Origin of the sequence: Collinsella sp. AF23-4AC (assembly GCF_003462685.1) — a bacterium.
In the GTDB taxonomy this organism is placed as follows: Bacteria; Actinomycetota; Coriobacteriia; order Coriobacteriales; family Coriobacteriaceae; genus Collinsella.
Window position 1 is genome coordinate 293570 of the sequence record NZ_QRVE01000001.1, and the last position, 23054, is coordinate 316623.

15 protein-coding genes and 1 pseudogene are annotated in these 23054 nt (G+C 59.9%); 3 read left to right on the forward strand and 13 right to left on the reverse strand.

The window, feature by feature from the left end; translation table 11 throughout:
* The first annotated feature begins 13 nt into the window (after window positions 1-13).
* Together DWY05_RS01320 and DWY05_RS01325 are read left to right on the forward strand one after the other, a co-directional pair.
* Window positions 14-1537: a class I SAM-dependent DNA methyltransferase gene (locus DWY05_RS01320; RefSeq protein WP_117820457.1), complete on the forward strand. Its 1524-nt coding sequence runs from the start codon at window positions 14-16 to the stop codon at window positions 1535-1537.
* Complete coding sequence (locus DWY05_RS01325; RefSeq protein ID WP_117820456.1) at window positions 1527-2747, forward strand: restriction endonuclease subunit S; 1221 nt, start codon at window positions 1527-1529, stop codon at window positions 2745-2747. Before DWY05_RS01320 ends, DWY05_RS01325 begins: the two co-directional genes overlap by 11 nt.
* Here DWY05_RS01325 and DWY05_RS01330 read toward each other — a convergent pair.
* The 4 genes and pseudogenes from DWY05_RS01330 to DWY05_RS01340 form a co-directional block, all read right to left on the reverse strand.
* On the reverse strand, window positions 2713-3180 hold the full coding sequence (locus tag DWY05_RS01330; protein ID WP_117820455.1) for a restriction endonuclease subunit S: 468 nt from the start codon (window positions 3178-3180) through the stop codon (window positions 2713-2715). The two genes, DWY05_RS01325 and DWY05_RS01330, sit on opposite strands and share 35 nt — an antisense overlap.
* Entirely contained in the window at window positions 3177-4100 is a 924-nt protein-coding gene (gene xerA / locus DWY05_RS10235; protein ID WP_370448082.1) for a site-specific tyrosine recombinase/integron integrase, read from the reverse strand. The genes DWY05_RS01330 and xerA overlap by 4 nt, the downstream gene beginning before the upstream one ends.
* A 255-nt stretch (window positions 4101-4355) precedes the next feature.
* Window positions 4356-4898, reverse strand: a pseudogene (locus tag DWY05_RS10240) (restriction endonuclease subunit S); the annotation flags it as partial.
* A gap of 82 nt (window positions 4899-4980) precedes the next feature.
* Window positions 4981-6318: a hypothetical protein gene (locus DWY05_RS01340; RefSeq protein ID WP_117820453.1), complete on the reverse strand. Its 1338-nt coding sequence runs from the start codon at window positions 6316-6318 to the stop codon at window positions 4981-4983.
* Window positions 6319-6536: 218 nt separating this feature from the next.
* On the opposite strand from DWY05_RS01340, the gene DWY05_RS01345 reads away from it, so the two are divergent.
* Window positions 6537-7718 carry a cation diffusion facilitator family transporter gene (locus DWY05_RS01345; RefSeq protein WP_117820452.1) on the forward strand — a complete coding sequence of 394 codons (1182 nt, stop codon included), beginning with the start codon at window positions 6537-6539 and terminating at the stop codon, window positions 7716-7718.
* A 17-nt stretch (window positions 7719-7735) separates the two neighbouring features.
* Here DWY05_RS01345 and DWY05_RS01350 read toward each other — a convergent pair whose 3' ends face one another.
* The 9 genes from DWY05_RS01350 to dnaE all read right to left on the reverse strand — a co-directional run bounded on the left by DWY05_RS01350 (window position 7736) and on the right by dnaE (window position 22987).
* On the reverse strand, window positions 7736-8722 hold the full coding sequence (locus DWY05_RS01350) for a hypothetical protein (protein ID WP_117820451.1): 987 nt from the start codon (window positions 8720-8722) through the stop codon (window positions 7736-7738).
* 180 nt (window positions 8723-8902) lie between these two features.
* Complete coding sequence (locus DWY05_RS01355) at window positions 8903-10570, reverse strand: formate--tetrahydrofolate ligase (RefSeq protein WP_117820450.1); 1668 nt, start codon at window positions 10568-10570, stop codon at window positions 8903-8905.
* Window positions 10571-10701: 131 nt separating this feature from the next.
* Complete coding sequence (ruvB, locus tag DWY05_RS01360; protein ID WP_117735946.1) at window positions 10702-11769, reverse strand: Holliday junction branch migration DNA helicase RuvB; 1068 nt, start codon at window positions 11767-11769, stop codon at window positions 10702-10704.
* Window positions 11769-12389 (reverse strand): Holliday junction branch migration protein RuvA, encoded by a 621-nt coding sequence (gene ruvA / locus DWY05_RS01365; RefSeq protein WP_117820449.1) that lies wholly within the window; start codon window positions 12387-12389, stop codon window positions 11769-11771. The genes ruvB and ruvA overlap by 1 nt, the downstream gene beginning before the upstream one ends.
* Window positions 12389-12910, reverse strand: a complete 522-nt coding sequence (gene ruvC, locus DWY05_RS01370; RefSeq protein ID WP_035137351.1) for a crossover junction endodeoxyribonuclease RuvC — start codon at window positions 12908-12910, stop codon at window positions 12389-12391. Before ruvC ends, ruvA begins: the two co-directional genes overlap by 1 nt.
* A gap of 164 nt (window positions 12911-13074) precedes the next feature.
* On the reverse strand, window positions 13075-15060 hold the full coding sequence (locus DWY05_RS01375; RefSeq protein ID WP_117820448.1) for a hypothetical protein: 1986 nt from the start codon (window positions 15058-15060) through the stop codon (window positions 13075-13077).
* A gap of 117 nt (window positions 15061-15177) precedes the next feature.
* On the reverse strand, window positions 15178-15540 hold the full coding sequence (locus DWY05_RS01380; protein ID WP_099431957.1) for a desulfoferrodoxin family protein: 363 nt from the start codon (window positions 15538-15540) through the stop codon (window positions 15178-15180).
* Between the two features lie 150 nt (window positions 15541-15690).
* On the reverse strand, window positions 15691-19155 hold the full coding sequence (locus DWY05_RS01385; RefSeq protein WP_117820447.1) for an SNF2-related protein: 3465 nt from the start codon (window positions 19153-19155) through the stop codon (window positions 15691-15693).
* Between the two features lie 28 nt (window positions 19156-19183).
* A complete protein-coding gene (gene dnaE, locus DWY05_RS01390; protein ID WP_117820446.1) occupies window positions 19184-22987 on the reverse strand; it encodes a DNA polymerase III subunit alpha in 3804 nt (1267 codons plus the stop codon).
* Between the last annotated feature and the right edge of the window lie 67 nt (window positions 22988-23054).

Here is a 23054-nt window from a genome sequence, read left to right on the forward strand (position 1 = left end):
GAGTTAAAACAGCATGGCTAAAAGCAAGGCTAAGGACACCAAGAAGAACACGGCCGACATTGGCTTTGAGGATCAACTGTGGAACGCTGCAGATGTGCTGCGTGGCAACTTGGACGCTGCCGAGTACAAAAACGTCGTGTTAGGCCTTATTTTCCTGAAGTACCTCTCGGACCGTTTCGACGAACGCTACCTAGAGCTCGTCGCAGAGGGTTACGGCGACGAGGAGGATCGCGACTGCTACATGGAGCAGAATGTCTTCTTCGTTCCCGAAGAAGCACGTTGGGTGAATATCTCGCAGGCGGCGCATACGCCCGAAGTTGGCCAGATCATTGACAATGCCATGCGCGCCATCGAGCGCGAGAACGACAAACTCAAAGACGTGCTGCCCAAGAACTTCGCTCGTCCCGAACTAGACAAGAGGCGCTTGGGCGACGTCGTTGACTTATTCACAAACGTACAAATGACCGATAACGAGAGCGAGAAAGACCTGTTAGGGCGCGCATACGAATATTGCCTGCAGAAATTCGCATCAATGGAGGGCAAAAACGCCGGCGAGTTCTATACGCCGTCGTGCATCGTGCGCACGCTGGTTGAAATCCTCCAGCCTTTCCACGGTCGCGTGTACGACCCCTGCTGCGGCAGCGGAGGCATGTTCGTGCAGTCCGCAGCCTTCGTCGAGCACCATGGCGGCAACGTGGTACAGGACATCACCATCTTTGGCCAGGAGAGCAACCCTACCACGTGGAAGCTCGCAAAGATGAACCTCGGCATCCGCGGCATCGAGGCTGACTTGGGCAACTATGCAGACACCTTCAGCGCCGACCAGCACAAGAATGAAAAGTTTGACTATGTGTTGGCAAACCCACCCTTCAACCTCAAGAACTGGGGCGGCGAAGCGCTGCAGGAAGACGTACGTTGGAAGTACGGCATGCCGCCCACGGGCAACGCTAACTTCGCTTGGATGCAGCATATGATTTGGCATCTTAACAGCACAGGTAAGATTGGCCTCGTATTGGCAAATGGGTCGCTCTCGAGCCAGACGAGCGGCGAGGGCGATATTCGACGCGCTATCGTAGAGGACGATTTGGTCGAGGGCATTGTAGCCATGCCGGGGCAGCTGTTCTACAGCACCCAAATTCCCGTGTGTTTGTGGATCCTGAACAAGAAGAAGGCTCAGTCCGGCAAGACGCTATTCATCGATGCCCGCGAAATGGGCACCATGGTCTCTCGCAAACTACGCGAGTTTACCGAAGAGGACATCAACAAAGTTGCATCCGCATTCGACTCCTTCCGCAAGGGCGAGTTCGAGCCCGTGAAGGGGTTCAGCGCCATAGCGGATTTGGATGAAATCGCCAAGCAAGATTTCATCCTGACACCCGGTCGCTACGTAGGCATTGCCGAGGTCGAAGACGACGGTGAGCCGTTTGATGACAAGATGGCACGCCTGACTAGCGAGATTTCGAAGTGCTTTGAAGAGTCCAACCGCTTGCAGGAGCAGATTAAGAAGAATCTGGAGGCGATTGGTTATGGGATGTAGAGTCGCACTTGGTGACGTTTGCAGCTTCTACCGCGGCGCCAGCGTCCCCCGTACCCGCATGTACGATAAGGGTGCTTATCTTTACATTCACTATGGAGATCTTTACAAAGGTTTCGACCTACACATCGACGTTGAAGACCCCGCAAAACCCATCCCATACATCCTCAACAACGAAAAGATAAAAGACAGTCAGCGTCTCAGAGACCAAGACATCGTATATGTGCTGACCTCAGAGACAGTCGATGACCTTGGTCATGCCTACCTGTTTAACAATCCAAAGGAAAAGCCTACCATTTCAGGCACCGAAACAACCATCGTGCGCGTCAATCGCCGAGACCTCGTCGTGCCGGCTTACCTCAACTATCTTATGAGCTCTCCGCGCTTTATCAGAGAGCTCCGGCAGTACACGAGAGGTATGAAGGTATTCCGTGTCCATCCCAAAGACGTGGCACGAATCGAAATCGATTTACCGCAAACTGAGGTTCAGCATCAAATTGTTTCAATACTTGACGCGATATACGCAAAGCAGCAAGCAAACTCTAAGCTAAATGGCTATTTACTTGAGTTGATGAATGTTCAGTACCAACATTCCTTCTGCTGTAACAAGTTGACCCTCGGGTCGATTTATGACATTGCTAATGTTGTTTATGGAGCAGCGTTCAAGTCTGCCTTGTTTAACGAGGAAAAGGTAGGGTATCCCCTGATTCGCATACGTGATTTGAGCACCTTCTCGCCGCAGTATTGGACAAATGAGGCTCATCCAAAAAGGGTATTCGTACATCCTGGTGACGTTTTAGCGGGAATGGATGCCGAATTCACGCCATGTCTCTGGCAGGGTGAAATGGCTGTACTGAATCAGCGAGTTTGCCTGTTCGAGCCCGCTGCCAATTCGGGAGTTTCAAGAAGTTATTTGCTTATGGCATTGAACCCATTGTTGACTTTCATCCAGAACTACGCCTCTGGTACTACCGTCGCGCATATGGGAAAAAGCGATTTGGAAGCGTTGAACGTGCCTATTCCTGCAAGAGGAGATCTCGAGAGGTTTAATACCATTGCAGAGCCATTGAGAGAACAGATTGTTCAGAATTCGACACAGAACCGAAAACTGGCTGCTCTTCGTGACGCTCTTCTCCCCAAACTTATGTCGGGCGAGATTGACGTCTCAAGCGTCAATTTTACGCAGCTAAATAGCCATTTAGCTGCGTGTTGAGTTCAATTTTATTGTCCAGTAAACCCAAGACGCCAGAAATAGCGGTCTGTGTTTCGTAATCCGGAACACAGACCGGGCATAGATGAACGTGATTGCGATTTATGCCTGGCACGGCGCTTGCAGTTAAGTAGTCTCGCCATGGAAGAGTTTTGAGTAGGTAATAAACAAATTTAGGATCATTGCCCTTAAACTCCGTTGAGTACAAAGACGTATTTAACGGCCAACAAGCCGCATCGGAGTAAAAAACTTGCCCAATAGTTCCATAACGCCCAGTTATGACACATGGCCCCTTAACGGCGGCTTCCGAATGCGTGCCCGTTTGTCCCGAAGATGAGAAAACAGGGTAGGGGCCATCAACTCTGCAGCTGGAGGGAAGGTCAAACCCCCTTTTTAGATTAACAATCTCCCCCAAGGTCTTTTGCGTCCAGCTCATTCCAAATACTTCCTATGCGAAGCCTTCACATTGCTCTGATTAACCATGGCGTAGTACATGGTTGTGTCTATTTTCGCATGGCCCAACAGCTTTTGCACCTGCTCTATGGGCATTCCCTTGTCAATGGCATGGGTGGCAAGCGTACGGCGAAACTTATGCGGATGAACGCGGTTGATACCGGCGCTTCTGCCTAGGTCACGTAAACGGAGTTCTATGCTCCCCACTGTAATACGTCGAGCAGAGGAATCGAGCGCGACAAATAATGCGGGACTCTTGTCAACACGGCTCGAAAGATATTCCGTAAGATGAAGCTTAGCGCGCGCATCGAAGTAAACGGGGCGCTGCTTATTTCCCTTTCCCATTACAAGGCATTCGCGCTCGTGCAGATTGACATCCTTCCTGTCGAGTCGCACAAGTTCGCCAATACGCATGCCCGTCGAAGCGAGTAGATCAACGATGGCAAGATCTCGCTTGGACTCACAGGCGTCTCGCAATACCTCCAGTTCCTCATCGCTAAGCACCTCTTTGGTTACTTGAGCTGTTTTGACGCGACGAATGCGCCTTACAGGACTTTTCACAATGTAATCCTCATCTTCAAGCCATGAAAAGAAGCTCGACATGATACGGCGTATATTATCGATTGTGACCTTACTAGAACCGCGATTCACCTCGTAATCATTGAGATAACGGCGCAAGTCGTCGCTCTCAACCTGGGTATAGGGCTTAGCAAGTGTTGTGTTCATATGCTGTAAGGTTGCCTCATAGTATGCAATGGTTTTAGGAGAGCATCCCTCGACCTCTTTAGCGGTGAGGAAGAGCGCGAGCAGATCTTGTCCCGGCTCCGCTTGTTTCGGTCCAAGTGCCCGTCTAAGCGTAATGGCAAGATGCTTGAGCTGATGTGGGTCGAGAAGGCTCTGCATTTCCGAAAGCACGGCATTGATGACAGTTTCCACGCTGCTCCTTTCGTCGAGTACGATAGCCACAGTGTGGACGGCGTGTTGCACATAGTGAAGTAAATGGCTATTTAGCTGCGTGAGGTTAACCTCTGAAACATCAATCTCGCCTGACATGAGTTTGGGGAGAAGACTATCGCGAAAAACAGCAAGTTTTCGAGCTTCAATCTTACTCATGACATACTGATCAATAATCGGCTGCATAAGCTGAGTTTGGCTTAGAAGAATATTTTCAGGTGGAATAACAACTTCGGACTCTGCCAACGCGCTGCGCTTGATATGCCCCATTGTCGTTGCACGGTCTTTGGCAAGCATAATAAATCGTGCTAAATGATGTTTGGTCCAGCCATAATAGAACCAGCTTGGATACGCAGAAGAAGTCACTTTAAATAGATGCTGATTTAGACCGACGTTCCCGCCCGCCCAAAAATCCAGCAATAGGGTCCCGGACCAAGAGAAAATGAGGTCACCGTCGTGAACCTTAGCGCTATCGACAATGCCACTCTTGCAACGCTCGGCATCGCTTCCGCAAAAGCCTTGTCCCAGTTCGCGGATTTTCAGCACGGGTAGACCTTCATCTCCAGTGTCTGGACGGAACTTTTGCATTGCAAGTCCGTTTTTATAGTCAGCAATGTCCAGCAAAGAAGCGGTATCCCAATCAGAATCCGCGTCGTCTATTAAACGTTGAAAGATTAAGTCGAACAGTTCTTCTAAATAGCCATTTAGCTGAGACCCTACGGCAATTCGGATGCTATATCCCCGCAATACAAAAACGGGGCGACTCGCACCCCCGCGAGCCGCCCCGTGCCCCTGGCTATCGCGTCATAAGACTAACCAGCACCGCTCCCTACTTACCAAAAATCGCAGCGAGCAATCCCTTGCGTTTGGGCTTCTCCTCTCGGTAAGAACCCTCCGTCGCCGCTGCCACCTGACGCGGTTGCTCGCCGCCCCCACGGCGCACGATCTGGTATAGGAACGGCGATTTAACGTATTTGACCTCGACGGGCGTGGCATGCACGGTGCTCTCGCCGGACAGATGCAGGCTCGGGCTGAGCGGTGCCACGATATGCGTTTCGCGCTTGTCGCTAAACACCACCGCGGCCGCGCGGCCCGTCTGGCCGTTTACGGCAATGCGCACCTGCTCGCCATCGCGGCCGTCTGTCGCCGGACGATCGACAAAGTAGACCGGCACCATCACCAGGCCGTCCTTATGCTTGCGGGCCTTGCACGCCCAGGTTCGGATGCTCTTTTTATTGAACCCCAGTGCAACCTCGGCGTCGTTGCCCACAACGTCGAGCGCCAACTTATCAATGACCACCTGGTCCTTGGTAGACGCATCGACGGAGACAACGCGGAAGTCGCCTTCCTGCATGGCGGGATCGAACGGGCCGACCTTGGCAAAGTCCCACGGCTCCAAAATGCCCATGAGGCGAACGTCCAGGTAGTTTGCCCGTGGATATGCCCAGTCGAGCACCTCGTAGTACACCAGGGTTTCCTTGCTCAGGCCCTTGCCTGGGAAGCTCGCCATCATGCGCAGGTCCGCCAGCGCCATGGGGAAATAGAAGAGCATCATGTCGTTTTGGATCGCGTCTTCCACGTCGTGCCCGGCAAAGGCCTCCGGGTACTGACGCACCAGCTGCAGCGCGTTGGCACGTGCCTGCTGCGACGATATCTCACAGGGGACACCCTGTTCGGGAACGTATTCGGCACCCACGCCCATGGTCAGGCGCTTGCTAAAGGTGCCAGGCTTGAGAAGGTCGGCCACGCCAATCTTGTTGCCGCACGACGGGCACTCAAACACACGTTGGGTCGATGACCCCTCAAAGGACGCGCCGCAGAAGGGGCAGGGAATGCTCACGTGCGTCGCCTCTTGGAACTCCTGCGCCGTTCCGCGATCTTCCCACAGCAGATGCTCCAGGACCGACTGATTGCGCCAGTACGAATTGAAGAAATACCAGTCCGGGTCCTCTGGGCGCTCGAACTGCGAGACGTGCGTGAGCTTGAGCAGCCCGTCAACCACCGTCAGCGGCGTATGACGGATACCCAGGGCGCTCTTGGGCTCCCCGGCATCCGCCTTCCACGGAATGACCGCACCGCAATAGGCGCACTCAAAGCTGCGCTTAGCCTGGTGCGAGTACATAGGGCCGCCGCAGTTTTGACATTTAATGGCAAACATCTCGTCCATGGAAACGTCCTCCTTTGCACAGGGGCTGTCGACATTAAGTATGTCGAGCAAGCAGGCACATGCCCATACCCATGTGGCCCAAAATGGACCACCCAGGCAGACGAGAAGGCCCGCTCATTAGCACCGGCAGACTATTGCTGCATTTTCTGAGCATCGGTGCACGGCGCCCCCGCGCGAGCTACACTATCCCCTTAAACATGATTGTGAGGACGACCGCTATGCTATTTGTAAATCGGCTGGTACATACGCTTGTTCCCGGCAGCGAGAGCGAGCCGGTCGATGCATCTTGCCGCACCAACGCGGGCTTTTCCGCAAGCCTCGTCTGCATTGGCCTCAACATCACCCTGTGCCTGGCCAAGGGCGTCGCGGGCCTGCTCGCCGGCTCCGTCTCGCTTATCGCCGATGCCTTCAACAACCTCTCTGATGCCTCGAGCAACATCGTGAGCCTGCTCGGGTTCCGCCTTGCCAGCCGCCCGGCAGACGAAGGCCACCCCTATGGCCACGGCCGCTACGAGTACCTAGCCGGCCTGTTCGTCGCCGTCCTGGTTTGCGCCGTCGGCATCAATCTGATCCTCGAGTCGGTCACAAAAATCATCAAGCCCTCGCCCACCGTGTATTCGGCGCTCTCCATGGCCGCCCTTGTTCTGTCCATGCTCGTCAAATTCTGGATGGCCGCGTTCAACCGCGCACTGGGCGACCGCATCGACTCGGAGACGCTCATCGCCACAGCGCAGGACTCCAAAAACGACGTCATTACCTCGGGCTCGGTCTTGGTGGCGGCGCTTATTTCGCAGACGACCGGCTTTGACCTCGACGGCTGGGCGGGCCTGGGCGTGGGCATCTTCATTTGCATCAGCGGCATGGGCCTGGTGCGCGACGCCATCAGCCCGTTGCTGGGGCAAGCGCCCGACCCCAAGCTCGTCCAGGCAATCCGCGACAAGATCATGTCCTATCCGCAGGTCTTGGGCACACACGACCTGATGGTGCACGACTACGGCCCCGGTCGTCAGTTTGCCAGCGCCCACGTGGAGATGCCCGGCGAGGGCGACGCGTTTGAGCACCACGAGATTCTGGACACCATCGAACATGATATCAAGCGGCAGATGGGCATTGGTATCACGCTGCACTGCGACCCCATCGCGACAACCGGCGATGACTTGCGCGGCTGGGTCAAGCGCGGCGTCATGCAGATCGATCCCGCGCTCTCCATCCACGACCTGCACGAGCACGACGGGTTCGTTTCGTTTGACCTTGTGCGTCCCGACGGCTTTGACATATCCGACGAGGAGCTGCTGGAGCTCGTCACGCGCATCGTGCACGAGCGCCGGCCCGACGTCTCATGCGTCGTCACGTTTGATTCGGGCTTTAGCTCGCCCGAGCGTCCGGCCGAGCAGTTGTAGCCCCGCTCCGCTCGCCGCTAGTTTCCCTGCGCTCCCGAGATGCCGTTTTGCAGGGCGTTCCAAGCATCCGTCGCCATGCCGCCCAAGTTCTGCGCGGTATCGCCCAGGTTCTGGGCCGTGTCGCCCAGCTCTTGCGCCTTGTCTCCCAACTCCTGTGCCTTGTTGCTCAGGTCCTCCAGTGTGTTGGAGCTCGAGCTGTCGGTACCGCTTTGGCCGTCGGACGAGTTGTCCGAGCTGTTCTTGTGCGTGAGTTGAATTTCGAGGTTGCCGTTGTCGTTATAGTAGGCAGAAGTAACGACCCAGTTGGCATCGACGACGGGCGTTGAGCCATCATCAGTCAGGACCACGGCATTCGAAAGATCGGCGCCGCGCGACTTGAGGAGCTTCTTGGCGTTGGACCAGTACTGCCCCGGAATATCGCTCAGATCGACGGTACTAGACGAGGCGGACGCGGTTTGCTCGGCAGTGGTATCGGCCGTTGAACTCCCCCGCTTGTTGAGCATGCCCGACACGATGGCAAACACAACCGAGAGAGCAAAGAAGATTGCCAGCACGATGAGGATCTTCTTGATCACGCTCGACGAACGCGACGGCTTCTTCTCCTCGTCCTCGCCATATTGCGGAATCGACTTGGGGTACTCGCGATACGGCTCGCGCGACTCACGAGGCTGAACCGTGCACGGCATATACGTCGTCTGCTGAGGCTGCGGAATGGGATTCTGCGGCAGGTCATCATAGGGATTCGGTGTCGAGGCGGCATAAGAATCCTGCGGCGCGTAATCAAACGGGTCCGGAGCTGCGTTGCCATAGGGGCCTTGCGAAGATGCAGCGTAAGAATCCTGCGCCGAGTCGCCATAGCCCATAACCCGGGTGGGCTCGGCAGAAGGCTGTGTCGCGGCGGGGTCGGTATAACCGGGGTTGGGAACAACGCGGGTCGCATCGGCGCTATCGCCAGCCTGCGTGGAACCGTAGCCGCCCATCACGGTTGTCTTGTCCTGATCCATGCAACGATTCCTTTCCGTCGCCCGTAAGCATCAAGTTATGCATGCATTCTACCCGCGCAAAAGCCTATGATGGGCAAAGCCCGTCGGTATCTACAAGACATGCGCGGGCCTAAGGATCAAAAAGCCCCGCCGGGCCTTGGTAGGCGCGACGGGGCGGGCAAGCGGCTATGAACAGCGAGCTTAGAACAGGCCGGTGATGTTGCCGTCGTTGTCGACGTCGATGTTTTCGGCCGCGGGCACCTTGGGCAGACCCGGCATGGTCAGAACACTGCCGGTCAGCGCGACCACAAAGTGGGCGCCGGCAGAAACCTTGAGCTCACGCACGGTGATGCGGAAGTTCTCGGGAGCGCCCAGCGCCTTGGCATTGTCGCTAAAGCTGTACTGCGTCTTGGCCACGCATACCGGCAGGTTGCCAAAGCCGTTCTCGCGCAGCTCGGCGAGCTGACGCTTGGCAGCCGGCGTAAAGTCGACGCCGTCGGCGCGGTAGACCTTGGTGGCAACAGCCTCCAGAGCGTCGGCCACATCGGCACCGTCCTCGTAGGCAAACTTGAGCTCGCTCGGCTGCTCAATCAGGCGCATGACCTCATCGGCCAGATCGAGCGCGCCCTCGCCGCCCTTAGCCCAGACCTCGGACAGCTTCACGTTGACGCCCAGCTTCTGGCACTCGGACTCGATGAGGGCGAGCTCAGCCTCGGTATCGGTCGGGAAGCGGTTAATGGCGACCACGCAGGGCAGACCGTAGACGTTCTGGATGTTGTCGACGTGACGCAGCAGGTTGGGCATACCGGCCTTGAGTGCATCGAGGTTCTCCTCGTTGAGGTCGGCCTTGGCGACACCGCCGTTGTACTTAAGCGCGCGGGCAGTGGCGACGACCACGACAGCGCTGGGGCGAACGCCCGTCATGCGGCACTTGATGTCGAGGAACTTCTCGGCACCCAGGTCGGCGCCGAAACCGGCCTCGGTAATGGCGACATCGCCAAAGCGCATGGCCATGCGGGTGGCCATGATGGAGTTGCAGCCGTGGGCGATGTTGGCGAAGGGACCGCCGTGGACAAACGCAGGCGTGCCCTCGAGTGTCTGAACCAGGTTGGGTTTGAGGGCGTCCTTGAGCAGTGCGGCCATAGCTCCCTGGGCCTTAAGGTCGCGTGCGCGGACGGGCTCGCCAGCATAGCTGTAGCCGACAACGATCTCGCCCAGGCGCTCCTTGAGGTCATTGATGCTCGTGGACAGGCACAGGATTGCCATGACCTCGGAGGCAACAGTGATGTCGAAGCCATCCTCGCGCGGCACTCCCTGGGCCTTGCCGCCAATGCCGTCGATAACATGACGCAGCTGACGGTCGTTCATATCGACAACGCGCTTCCAGGTGATGCGCTTAACATCGATACCGAGCTGGTTGCCCTGCTGAATATGGTTGTCGAGCATGGCGGCCAGCAGGTTGTTGGCGGCACCGATAGCGTGGAAGTCACCGGTAAAGTGCAGGTTGATGTCCTCCATGGGGATGACCTGAGCCCAACCGCCACCGGCGGCGCCACCCTTGACGCCAAAGACGGGGCCGAGCGAAGGCTCACGCAGGGCCACAGCGCTCTTGACGCCGCGACGGCGCAGGCCATCGGCCAGGCCGATGGTCGTGGTGGTCTTGCCCTCGCCGGCGGGCGTGGGGTTGATGGCGGTCACGAGGACGAGCTTGGCCTGATGATCAGTTGGCTCATTGAGCAGAGAGTAGTCGACCTTAGCCTTGTCGAAGCCGTACGGAATCAGGTGCTTTACGTCGACGCCGGCGTTCTTGGCAACCTCGGTAATGGGCAGCGGCGTGACGGAACGTGCGATTTCGATATCAGTGGGCATGGACGGTCCTTTCGTTACCGGATGAGAAAAAGACCAATCCAGCATAGCACGGGCGTGCAACAGTAAAACGCCCATAACCGATGAATGGCGATATGTTTATCCAATGCTCAGCGATAGCCTACAGACCCGTCCTAAACGGTCGGCTCAATTCCTAAGTGCTCAAAGGTGCGTAGCGTTGCCTGGCGGCCCTGGGGCGTACGAATCATCAAGCCGCACTGCAGCAGATAAGGCTCATAGACATCCTCGAGCGTTCCCGGGTCCTCGCCCACCGCGCTGGCAAGCGTCGTCAGGCCCACGGCACGGCCGGAGAACGTCTTGGCAAGCGTCTCCAAGATGCGAATATCCATCCAGTCCAAGCCGAGCTCGTCGATCTCGAAGAACTCGAGTGCCTGACGGCAGATATCGAGCTCGATAGGACCGTTGCCGCGCACCTGCGCATAGTCGCGCACGCGTTTGAGCAGACGGTTGGCGAGGCGCGGCGTACCGCGCGAGCGCGAGCCGATCTCGAGCGCGCTGGGATGGTCGATCGTCACGCCCAGGATGGTTGCCGAGCGCGTCACAATCTGGGCGAGCTCCTCAACGGTGTAGTAGTCCAGGCGATACGAGATGCCAAAGCGATCGCGCAGCGGACCCGTGAGCATGCCCGAACGGGTCGTGGCCGCCACCAGCGTGAACTTGGGAATATCCAGGCGAATCGAGCGCGCCGCCGGGCCCTTACCGATCACGATATCGAGCGCAAAGTCCTCCATCGCGGGATACAGAACTTCCTCGACCGAACGGTTCAGACGGTGAATCTCGTCGATAAACAGCACGTCACCCGGCTGCAAGTTAGTCAGGATGGCCGCCAGGTCGCCGGTACGCGCAATAGCGGGGCCGCTCGTCGTCTTGATCTGAGCGCCCAGCTCGTTGGCGATAACCGTGGCCAGCGTGGTCTTGCCCAGACCCGGAGGGCCCGAGAAGATCACGTGGTCGAGCGTCTCGCCACGGCTCTGCGCGGCCTCGATCAGCACGCGCAGGCTCTGTTTGATGTGCTCCTGGCCGCAGTAGTCATCCAGGCGCTGGGGACGCAGGGTACGGTCGACATCGAGGTCCTCGGGCGTCAGCTCCGAGCCCACCATGCGCTCGCCGTGCGCCATGGATGCCGCCGGCGAGTTGCCGGGCGTCGCCCACAGGTCCTGAGAGTCATCGGCTTCCCACATCACGCATCCATTCCGAGTCGCTTAAGCGCCGCGCCGAGCAGATCCTCGACACGCATATTCTGCCCATCATACCCGCTCAGGGCAACATCGGTCTCCTGCGGGCTAAAGCCCATGGAAAGGAGCGCCGCACGGGCGTCATCGATCGCCGAAGGAGCGGCGGCGGGAACCGGCATCGCAACCTGGCCGGGAATCACGTCGACCGGCACAAAGCCCTTATCCTTGGCAAAGGTGCTCTTGAGCTCCAGGATCAGACGCTGCGCGGTCTTTTTGCCCACACCGGGAACCTTGGCCATACCCTTGTCGTCCTCGGCCATCACCAGGGAATACAGCTGTCCCACGGTATAGGTGGAGAGCACGGCAAGCGCCAGGCGCGGGCCAACGCCCGACACGGACACGAGCCGATCGAACATCGTGCGCTCGTCCTTGGAGGCAAAACCAAAGAGCGTCATGGCATCCTCGCGCACCTGCATACGAGTATAGAGGCGCACCTCGCCGCCGGGTGCAGGCAGCGTGGCGGCAGTGCTGCCCGAGATGCCGAGCTCAAAGCCCACGCCCGATACATCGACAACGGCCGAGCTCATCGTGGCCTCGACAAGCGTTCCATGGAGCTGGGAGATCATCAGTATCCGGTTCCTCTCTGTTGATAGAACTCGCCGCCGGTAAGCGCCCGGGTGCGGCTGAGGTTAACGTGGCAGATGGCGCAGGCCAGGGCATCGGCGGCATGGTCGGGATGCGGGTCGTGATCGAGCTGCGTGAGCGTACGAACCATATACGCGACCTGCCGTTTGTCCGCGGCGCCGGTGCCCACAACCGCCTGCTTAATCTGCATAGGCGTGTACTCGCCAATCTCGAGCGCGCATTCCGAAAGCGCCACGAGTGCAGCACCGCGGGCATGCGCCGTAGGGATGGCCGAGCGAACGTTGGCGCCAAAGTAAATGCTCTCGATAGCAGCGGTATCGGGTCGATAACGCTCCACGACACCCTTGAGGTCGCGGGCGATATGCGACAGGCGCACCGCGAGCGGGCTGCCCGCGCTGGTCTCGATACAACCGTAGGCACGGCAGCGAACCTCGCCGCGCCGTTCCTCGATAATCCCCCAACCCGTATGGGCCAAACCAGGGTCGATACCCAAAATGACCAAGCCAACCTCCCCTCGCCACAAGCACGGCGCGAGACAAGGCCCCGCGCACTATTCACGAACGTCTGTTCTAGAATAACACAACGGGGCCAAGATACTTAAAGCAAGATAGATTCGGCAGAAGCAATGTGTGTGAGGGAATCCCTCGCACAATGTTTCCGTCTGCCCTAGTTCTGGCTAAAGAACGGGAACCGCCTCGGATCAACCGGCGGCTGCGGTATCGGCCCGCCTTGTGGGCCACCCTGCGGTCCGCCCTGGCCGCCCATCATCTTTTCGATGGCGTCCTGGACCTCGCCCTCAAACTTTTTCATACCCTCATGCAGGCGACGCTGGCCATCCTCGGAGCGCAGCTCCTCCATCTGCTCGGGCGAAATACCCAACAGGTCACCCAGTATGCCCATCATCTCGCCACGCATGCGCTCGCTTGTATCCTCGTCGGCAAAGCGGTTCACCTCGGCGCGCGCCAGCGCATCGACCGTCATGCGCTCCTTGCCGCTCAGCCCCAGGTCGGACCACGCGAGCATGTACGGCCAGGCGCGCTCGACAAACGAACGGGCCGAGACAATCGGCGCCGTCGGCAGCATGCGGCGGGCGGCCTCGCCCTGACGTACGAGCATCAGCAGCAGCGAGCAAGCCTCGGGCTTGCCGGCGGCCATTGGGATGTCGTCGAAGGGTCGGTTGCGGTCCACGTGCGCCTCGAGCGCGCCATCGACCTCGCCCGGCTCAAGCCCACCGAACAGGTGCGCCGCGCGATCGAGCATGTCGACCGGGCCGTCGAGCGTCGAGAGCGCCCGCGCCAGCACGCGTTCCATGCAATCTTCCACCGCGTTGAGCGTCACGAGCTCCTGCGGCACCACGGCAGACGTGCGGTTGCGCACGCGCGCCACAAACTCGAGGGTCGACAGGTACACATCGCCAAAGGGCGCGTAATCGCCCTGGTAGCCACCGCAAAGCGCCGGTGCCGCCAACGCGTACTCGGTCTTGGAAAGCGGACTCAGAGCCATCGCGCCCAGCTCGAGCGCCGTGTCCTCCAACATGAGGCCCAGCGCACGCGAACGCAGGCGCTCGGCATCGCCCGCCGACACATCGCGGTCGAGTACGCGCGCCGCATCCGGCGCATCGCGCTCAACCGTGCGAATATGCAGGCGCTCGGCAATCGCGCGAACGGCGGCACAACGGGCGGCCTCGGCCTCCTCCTGCGCCGGCGTAAAGATGCGGTTGCGGTCCAACACCAGACCGATCACGTTGCGCGAGCCCAATGCATCGACAGCCAGCGCTGCAAGCAAAGACGACGGCAGATCGCCCTCGAGCGCCACCACGGCGCGCGACGTACCATGGGCACGGGCGTTATCGCGCACAGCGAGCACCAGCGCCTGCCACAACCACTCCTCGGAACGAAACTCGGGCAGCTCGTGGTCCTCCAAAGCATCGAGCATTACGCCGCGCTGAATCTCCTGAACCAGCAGGCTCTCCTCAAAGCACGGCGCCTGGGCCACCACGCGCCCGCAGTCGTCGAGTACAAACGACCCGCCGGTATACACCGACTCGTCATAGGCACCGACCGGCGCCATGCAGGCAAACCATACGCTGCGCTTAGATGCGATCTTGCGGTAGGCTCCGCTGCGCACGGCGGCGATCGCGGCGGTCTCGCGGTCGGTCATATCAAACGCGTTGAACTGAAAATAGGCGATGAGGTCGACACCGGTCGGCAGCATCTCGAGCTCGCGGTCCAAGTCGAAGATCACGGCGATACGCACGCCGTCCACGTCAAACACCGGCGGTGCCCAACGCGTGTCGTTGTTCTCGCCACGCTGCAGGGCGATGCTTGTGCGCGCGGGCACCACATGACCGTCCTTGAGCATCATATAGTCGAGCAGCGGCTGGCCCTCAAACGAAACCGCAGCGGGCACGATGCAGATCATGTCGAGCTCTTGGATGCGCTCGGCAACGCCCGTCAGGCCCGTCAGCATATCGTGCTCAAAATCGGCAGTGCCCACCAGGCTGCCCGGCATGGCACCCATAAAGAGCGGGGCCGGAACGCACAGCACGCGCGCGCCGCGCTCATGAGCCAGGCGAGCCTGGTCCTCGATGCGGCCGCAAATGCCCTCGATGTCACCCAGGCGCATATCGATCTGTGCAAGCGCGAGCTTCATGGCTCAGCCCTTTCCGTCGTAAACCATCGAAATCGTAGTAAAAGCGCCGGCCGCATAATGCAGTCGGCGCTTGCATGTGCATATGCTAGCTATGATACCCCGAGCGGGGGCGCGCTCCTAGAATGTCGCGGACCACAGCCCGTGCAGGTTGCAGTAGGCATAGACGGTACCGGTCTTGGAACCGCCGGCAAAAAACGTCGCGGGCTTCATGCCGGGCTCAAGGTAATGGACCTCTAAGCGGCCCTCGGCCTCAAGGGCGATCCACTCAATATAGTGCTCGGGCAGGCTGGGGTGCTCGACCGAGCCCACGCGTGCGCGGATCACGTGACCGTCACGCTCGCTCTCGACGACCGGCACGTGCTTCTCGTGCGCCGCATCCTCGGTGTTCGCGGTCAGCTCCGTGCAGCCGGCAGGGGTTGCAACGTCGTTGCCAAGGGCGGCAATGAGCTTGCCATTGGGGTCCTTAAAGAATTTCGCCATGATGTTCTCCTTTGCTGATGTGCCAATGTTCTTGATGGTTCTTATGCCCAAAGGCAGACAAACCATCCACGGCATTGCAAATGAACACATAACGGGCGGGGACGATGGGGCAGCGTGTGCCATCCGCCCTGGCGGCCCCACCCGAGCGGGTTAGCGCCCGTCGCCGCCCAGCAGTGCCAGAACATCTTCGCGGGTAAACAGCGCCGACGAGATGCCGTCACCGCCGAGCACGCTGTTGACCAGGTCGCGCTTGGACTCCTGCATCTGCATAATGCGTTCCTCGATCGTATCCTTGGCGATGAGCTTGTACACGGTCACGGTATGTTGCTGGCCAATACGATGCGCGCGGTCGGTCGCTTGGTCCTGCGCCGCCACGTTCCACCACGGGTCATAGTGGATGACCACGTCGGCCGCCGTCAGGTTGAGGCCCACGCCGCCCGCCTTGAGCGAAATCAAAAAGACCGGAACCTCGCCCGCTTGGAACTGCGCGACCATCTTGGCGCGGCTCTCCTTAGACGAAGCGCCCGTGAGCTTAAGGAAGGCGATGTCCTCCTTGGCCAAGCGCTTACCGATGATATCGAGCATACCCGTAAACTGGCTGAACAACAGGATGCGATGCCCGCCGTCGAGTGCGCCGTGCACGAGCTCCATACACGTATCGAGCTTGGCGCTCCCCGCCTTGTAATCCTCGTAGTGTAGACGCGGGTCGCAGCAGATCTGGCGCAGCTTGGTGAGCTCGGCGAGCACCTTGAGCTTGTCTTTCTTAAACTCCCCAGCCTCGCGGTGCTGCACCTGCTGGGCGATGCGGTCCTGGTTGGCCAGGTAGAGCTTGCGCTGCTCGCCGGTGAGCTGTGCCATGACGGTGTCCTCGATCTTTTCGGGCAGATCGGCCACCACGTCTTCCTTAACACGGCGCAGCACAAACGGCGACACGAGCGCCTGCAGGCGAGCGGCGCTATCGCCCTCGGCATGCTCGACGGGGCTCTCAAAGCGCTTGGCAAACGACTCGCGCGTCCCCAAAAGGCCCGGCATCAAAAAGTCGAAGATGCTCCAAAGCTCGGACAAGCGGTTTTCGATGGGCGTGCCCGTCAGGGCAAAGCGCACGCCGGCAGGCAGACGTTTGGCAGCCCGCGCCACCTGCGTGAGCGGGTTTTTAATGTACTGGGCCTCGTCGAGCACCACGCGGGCAAAGTCCTGCTCGACGTACTCGTCGATATCGCGCCGCATAAGGTCATACGACGTCACGACCACGTTATGCTTGGCCACGCCGGCGATCTGCACACGACGCTGAGCCTTGGCGCCCACGATGGCGCACACATCGAGCGACGGGGCAAAGCGCTCCAGCTCGGCGGTCCAGTTGTACACAAGCGACGCAGGGCACACCACAAGCGTGGGCTTGGTGTCCCCCGCCTCCACGCGCGCCAGGATATGCGCGATCATCTGGAGCGTTTTGCCCAGGCCCATGTCATCGGCCAAGATGCCGCCAAGGCCCAGGTGTTCGAGCGAGCCGAGCCACTGGTATCCGTCGACCTGGTAGCCGCGCATCGTTGCCTTGAGCGATGCCGGCACCGTAAAGTCCATCTTGCCGAGCGTGTCCAGGCGCTCGACGGTGCGGCGGAAAGCGGCGTCGCGATCGGCCTCGAGCGCCGGCGTGCGCGTGAGCATGCTGTCGACAAAAAGGGTGCTCGACGCGGGAAGCGACACGCCGTCGAGCAGGTCGACGGCATCGACACCCAGATCTTCGGCAAGGCCAAACGCAGCGCGCGCTCCCTCATCCAGGCGCACGATGTCGCCGGACGTCAGGCGCGCAAACGTCTGGTGGCGCTTGTACGAGTCCAGATAGATGGCAAGATCTGCTGCCGAAAGCCCGCTCGCGCCCAGCTCGACATCGAGCAGATTGCTCTTGACGGTCGCACGAACCGAGAGCTTGGGCGCGGGACGCACCGAAATCTGGCGCAGACGGTCGCTGAGCATGACCTCACCCAGCTCGGACAGGGCGGACAGGCCCTCGGTCAGCAGGCAGAACAAGCTCTCATCATCGCGCTCCTCAAACGCCAGACCGCCCTCGTAGAAATCGAAGTACAGAGCCGCTGTATCCATAACGCGAAACTCCGCTATCTCGTCGCGGGGCGGCACGCCGGGGCGTTGCTCTTCGAAGGGACTGCCCGGAGCGCCCAGGCTAAAGAGATCCGCCGACCAATCGCCGTAGGTAACCGTAATCTTGCAGGTCACGAGCCCATCGTCGACGCCGATCGCCATAGCAAAGCTCGGCTCGGGTGCCACGGTATCGAGCGCGGCGGGCGCGGTGAGGTCGGTATAGTCGCGCAAAATGGGCAGCGCCATGCGGCAGAACTCACCCACCTGCTCGGCGGCAATATGGGCGGGCGTGCGGCACGGCAGCAAGCGTGACAAAAAAGATGCGGCATGCTGAGCAAATGCAGCGTCGGTACGGCGCGCGCGGCGCGTGTCAACCAAGTAGGCGGCATCGCCCGACGCAAAGCAGTACATATCGGCGGGCAGGCGCAGGTCATAGCTACCACCAGCCGCCGGCGCGATTTTGGCGGCAAGGAGCGGCGGGCGCTTAGCCAGCGCCTCGTCCTCCCCTTCCGGAGGCACCTCAACCGCCACGTCATAGGTGCGATGCGTCGTCGTCCCCCGCGACCAGGCGGGCTCAAAGGAGATGGTCTGGCCGCGCAGCAGGTCCAGCACATATACGATGCTATGCTCGGACAGCGGCAACTGACGCTCGGCAACAAAACCGCTGCGGGCAAAGTCGTACGACGCCGAACGCGAGCTTGTGATGTCATCGAGATAGGCAACTGTCGTCACAACAAGGTTGAGCAGCTTTGCCGATGTTTCGTCAAAGGCCTCAGGTGAATGGGCAAACGTAAGCTTCTTGCCGTACGAGAACATGCCGCCGCGCACGTAGGCATCGGCCATGCCGTCGATATCCTTGACCACGTAGGAGACCGATCCACAGCGGATGCGGAACTCGAGCGCCCAGCTAAAGCGGTCAGCGAACAGCGGATTGTAGTACGGCACCAACGAGGGCTCCAACGCCGCTTTGGGGGCGTCGGGATCAACAGTACCGGCAAGCTTGCGACGCATGCTCGCCAGCTCATCCATGCGCGCGTCCGAAAGATCGGAGAGCGCCGCCACAAGGCTCGGGCTCGTGGGGACGGGCGCCGGAAAGGGAAAGTTGGGGTTGACGGCCGGCGCTTTTGGCGCGGTGCGTGCGGGCTGTTTCGGCTGTGCCGTAAACGTGCGGACCGGCGTGCGCAAACCTTCGACGGGCTCGGCGCCGCTGGCATCCAAATACGCCAGAGCCGTGGCAATAGCGTGCTTGCACATACCGGGGTAACGATAGGCGGCGGGGCAATCGCAGTCGTAGTCGATCACCTCGTGCTCGTCCATGTCGAGCGCCACGTGCGTCTTGTACAGGTCGCCGCGCGAACCGCGCACCGAGCCCTCAACCGTCACGTTTTTGGAGAAGCGCGAGCCGCTGTCCTCGATCGACAGCACGGCGCCGTTGAGCATGAGCGAACGCCCCTTCATAAAGGTGCCGCTCAGCGCCGCCTCTTTCCGGAGCGCCTGCACAAACGTCCCCTGCGCCATCACTTCCTCCAATCTCACCCCGGGTAGCTTAGATAACCGTCACGCGGCCCTGGTTACCCACAATCGCCTTTGCCTCTGCCAGCAGCGGAATCGAGCGTGCGTTGACCTTGGCCGGTACCTCGGCACGTAGCACGCGCCCGTCGACTTGCTCAATAAAGATCTCCACGCGGTCGCCGCCCGGGTTGGTAGTGAGCACCGTGGCCAGGCGCGCCATATTGCCCTGGCTAAAGCGGCTGTTGGGCACCATGACCTCAAAGACCTTGGGCTTGTTTTTCTCCTCGCTAAGCTCCAGCGGCACAATCTCCTGCGCGATGATCTGGTCGCCACGGTCCGAGCGCTCGAGCTTGCCCTTAATGCGCACAAACGCGTCGGACAGCTGCGCGCCGGTCTCGGGATCGACCTCGCCGTACAGATACCCCTCGGCCTCCTTGTAGGTCTTGGGGAACACCACGACCGTGGCCTCGCCTTCCATGTCCTCGAGCTGCACGATGCCCATGGGGTCGCCGTTTTTGGTCACGCGCTTGGACACGCTCGAGACCATGCCGGCCCACCACAGTGCCTTGCCCTCGGGAATCTCCTGGTTGATGGTGCCGCCCGTGGGGTTCTGCACTTCGTAGCCGGTATCGATCTGCGAGAACGAGAAGTCGCGCGCCTTGGCTAGTGCATACTCAAACGGGCGCAGCGGGTGGTCCGAGACATAGATGCCCAGAACCTCTTTCTCCTGGCTCAGCTTAAGGTGGCGGTCCCATTCCTGGCCGTCCGGATCGGGCACGCTCACCTCAAAGCCCGAGCCCTCAACGTCGCCGAACATGTCGAAGAACGACGTTTGGCCGCTCGCGCGATCCTTTTGTCGCTTCACGGCGGCGTCGATGATGTTCTCGGGGTTGTTCTTGTCCACAAAGTGCATCATCTGGCGACGCGGATACCCCGTGGAGTCGAAGGCGCCTGCCTTGATCAGCGATTCGATCACACGGCGGTTTGCCTGGCTCGAGTCCACGCGCTCGACAAAGTCGTGCAGTGTCTTAAACGGGCCGCCTGCCTCGCGCTCTGCGATAATCGCCTGCGCCACGCCGGTGCCCACGCCGCGGATGCCGGCCAGACCAAAGCGCACGCCTTCCTTGGTAGCCGTGAACTCGGTGCCGGACTCGTTGACATCTGGCGAAAGCACGGGAATGCCGTCGTGACGGCACGCCGAGACGTAGTGCACGATCTTGTCGGTCTTGCCCGTATAGGACGTCAGAACGGCCGCCATGTACTCGTGCGGATAGTGCGCCTTGAGCCACGCCGTCTGCATAACCAGGATGGCGTAGCCGGCGGAGTGCGACTTGTTGAAGGCGTAGGATGCGAACTCGAGAACATCGTCCCAAATCTTCTGGGCGACCTCGCGCGTGTAGTTGTTCTTGATAGCGCCGTTCATCCAGTGGTCGTAGGTGGTCTCGTCCGAGCCATCCTCCCAGTGGAGCACCGTCGACGTGAGCAGCTTAATCTTTTTCTTAGCCACGGGCTTACGGATACGCGAGTCCGATTCGCCCTTGGAGAAGCCGCACATCTCGACGGAGATGAGCATAACCTGCTCCTGGTAGACCATGGTGCCGTAGGTTTCGCCCAGGATGTCGTCCAGACGGTCGTCGTAGGAGACGGCCGGCTCCTTGCCGTTCATGCGGTTGATGTAGGACGAGACCATGCCGGCGCCCAGCGGGCCCGGGCGGTACAGAGCGATCAATGCCACGACGTGCTTGTACTCGGTGGGCTTCATGTTCTTGATCGTGGCCGTCATGCCGGCGGACTCGACCTGGAAGACGCCGGCGGTGTGGCCGGAGCCCATGAGCTTAAAGATCTCGGGATCGTCAAAGGGGATCTCTTCCTCTTTGATGTCGATGCCGAAGTTCTTTTTGATGTTGGCCTTGGCCTTGGAGATAACCGTCAGCGTGCGCAGGCCCAGGAAGTCCATCTTGAGCAGGCCCATGTCGGCAACGGTATGGCCCTCGTACTGGGTAATCTCGACGCCGCCCTTGGTGTCGAGCTTGGTGGGCACATGTTCGTTGACGGGGTCGCGGCAGATCAGAACGGCGCACGCGTGCACGCCCTCGCCACGGGTGAGGCCCTCGATCGAGAGCGCCGTGTCGATGATGCGGCGGGCGTCGTCATCCTTTTTATAGGCCTCGGCAAAGTCGGGGTTAAACAAATCCTCTTTGCCGGGTTGCTTGTCGAGCACCTGCTTGAGTTTGACCTTGGGGTCGCTCGAGACCATCTTGGACAGGCGCTGGCCCATGTAGACCGGGTAGTCCAGGACGCGCGCGGCGTCGTTGATGGCCTGTTTGGCCTTGATGGTCGAGTAGGTGATGACGTGGGTGACCTTCTCGGGGCCGTAGAGCTGGCGAACGTGCTCCACGACCTCGAGGCGCCGCTCATCGTCGAAGTCCATATCGATATCGGGCATCTCGGTACGCTGCGGGGACAGGAACCTCTCGAACATCAGACCGTTCTCGAGCGGGTCGAACGCGGTGATGTTCATGGCGTAGGCGACGATAGCGCCGGCGGCCGAGCCACGGCCGGGGCCGACGCCGATGCCGTTGTCCTTGGCCCATTGCACGTACTCGGCGACGATGAGGAAGTAGGCGGCAAAGCCCTTGTCGCAAATGACCTTGTATTCGTACTCAAAGCGCTCTTTGATGTTGACGCCACCGATCTCGCGCGTGGCCCAGTCGTCACCGTAGTGCTGGCGCAGGCCCTTCTCGCACTCGCGGCGGAACTGGCTCTCGTGTGTCTCGCCGGGGTCGAGCAGCGGGAAGCGCGGCAGGATGATGGAGTCCCAGTCCAGCTCTACGTAGCACTTGTCGGCGATCTCGAGCGTGTTGTCGCAGGCCTCGGGGCAATACGGGAACATCGCCCGCATCTCCTCCTCGGTCTTCATATAAAACTCCGAGCCGGTCATGCGCATGCGGTTGGGGTCGTCGACCTTGGCGTTCATACCGATGCACATGATGACGTCCTGCACCGGCGCGTCCTCGCGGCGCAGGTAGTGGAAGTCGTTGGTGGCAATGACCTTGACGCCCACCTGCTTGGCGATATCGATGAGCGTGCGGTCCATCTGCTCGTCGGTCAGGCCGTTGTCGGTGGTAATGCCGTGTTCCTGGATCTCGATGTAGAAGTCGCCGGGGTCAAAGGTATCGCGGAAGGTCTCGGCCCACTTGATGGCGCCTTCCATGTCGCCGCGGTCGATGTACTTGGGGATGATGCCCGCGATGCAGGCGCTCGTGCAGATCATGCCCTTGGCGTGGCGGCGCAGGTTGTCGAGCGTCACGCGCGGCTTATAGTAAAAGCCCTGTACGGCGGCCTCGGAGACCGTCTGCATCAGGTTGACGTAGCCCTCCTGGTCCTTAGCCAGGAGGATCATGTGGTAAAGCTCGGGCTTATGGTCGCGGGCGAGCGTCTCGTCCGGCGTAAAGTAAACCTCGCAGCCAAAGATGGGCTTGATGACCAGGGGCGGCTTGAGCTCGTCGATGTTGCCCTTCTCGTCCCACATGGCCATGTCCTTCACATACTGGGCATGCTCGCGCGGGTTTGCCTCAGGATCGGGCTCCACCAGCTCGTCGCGGCGGTCCTTTTCCAAGAAGGCCTTGTCGTGGCTCCAGGTTTTGTACTCGGGCGTATTGTGGTTGACGGCGTCGCAGGCCAGCGCCAGGTCGGGCACGCCATACATGTAGCCGTGGTCGGTAATGGCGACGGCGGGCATGCCCAGCTCTACGGCGCGATTGACCATATCCTGGATACGGGTTGCGCCGTCGAGCATCGAGAAGACAGTGTGATTGTGCAGATGGACGAATGCCATGTGATGAGCTCCGATGCGGGTTCGTGTTCTGACTGAACGATTTTACCGCACGGCGCGGACGGCACCC

Coding starts and splice junctions, on each gene's coding strand:
- DWY05_RS01320 (WP_117820457.1), top strand. CDS start 14: ATGGCTAAAAGCAAGGCTAAGGACACCAAGAAGAACACGGCCGACATT.
- DWY05_RS01325 (WP_117820456.1), top strand. CDS start 1,527: ATGGGATGTAGAGTCGCACTTGGTGACGTTTGCAGCTTCTACCGCGGC.
- DWY05_RS01330 (WP_117820455.1), bottom strand. CDS start 3,180: ATGAGCTGGACGCAAAAGACCTTGGGGGAGATTGTTAATCTAAAAAGG.
- xerA (WP_370448082.1), bottom strand. CDS start 4,100: ATGCAGAGCCTTCTCGACCCACATCAGCTCAAGCATCTTGCCATTACG.
- DWY05_RS01340 (WP_117820453.1), bottom strand. CDS start 6,318: ATGGACGAGATGTTTGCCATTAAATGTCAAAACTGCGGCGGCCCTATG.
- DWY05_RS01345 (WP_117820452.1), top strand. CDS start 6,537: ATGCTATTTGTAAATCGGCTGGTACATACGCTTGTTCCCGGCAGCGAG.
- DWY05_RS01350 (WP_117820451.1), bottom strand. CDS start 8,722: ATGGATCAGGACAAGACAACCGTGATGGGCGGCTACGGTTCCACGCAG.
- DWY05_RS01355 (WP_117820450.1), bottom strand. CDS start 10,570: ATGCCCACTGATATCGAAATCGCACGTTCCGTCACGCCGCTGCCCATT.
- ruvB (WP_117735946.1), bottom strand. CDS start 11,769: ATGTGGGAAGCCGATGACTCTCAGGACCTGTGGGCGACGCCCGGCAAC.
- ruvA (WP_117820449.1), bottom strand. CDS start 12,389: ATGATCTCCCAGCTCCATGGAACGCTTGTCGAGGCCACGATGAGCTCG.
- DWY05_RS01375 (WP_117820448.1), bottom strand. CDS start 15,060: ATGAAGCTCGCGCTTGCACAGATCGATATGCGCCTGGGTGACATCGAG.
- DWY05_RS01380 (WP_099431957.1), bottom strand. CDS start 15,540: ATGGCGAAATTCTTTAAGGACCCCAATGGCAAGCTCATTGCCGCCCTT.
- DWY05_RS01385 (WP_117820447.1), bottom strand. CDS start 19,155: ATGGCGCAGGGGACGTTTGTGCAGGCGCTCCGGAAAGAGGCGGCGCTG.
- dnaE (WP_117820446.1), bottom strand. CDS start 22,987: ATGGCATTCGTCCATCTGCACAATCACACTGTCTTCTCGATGCTCGAC.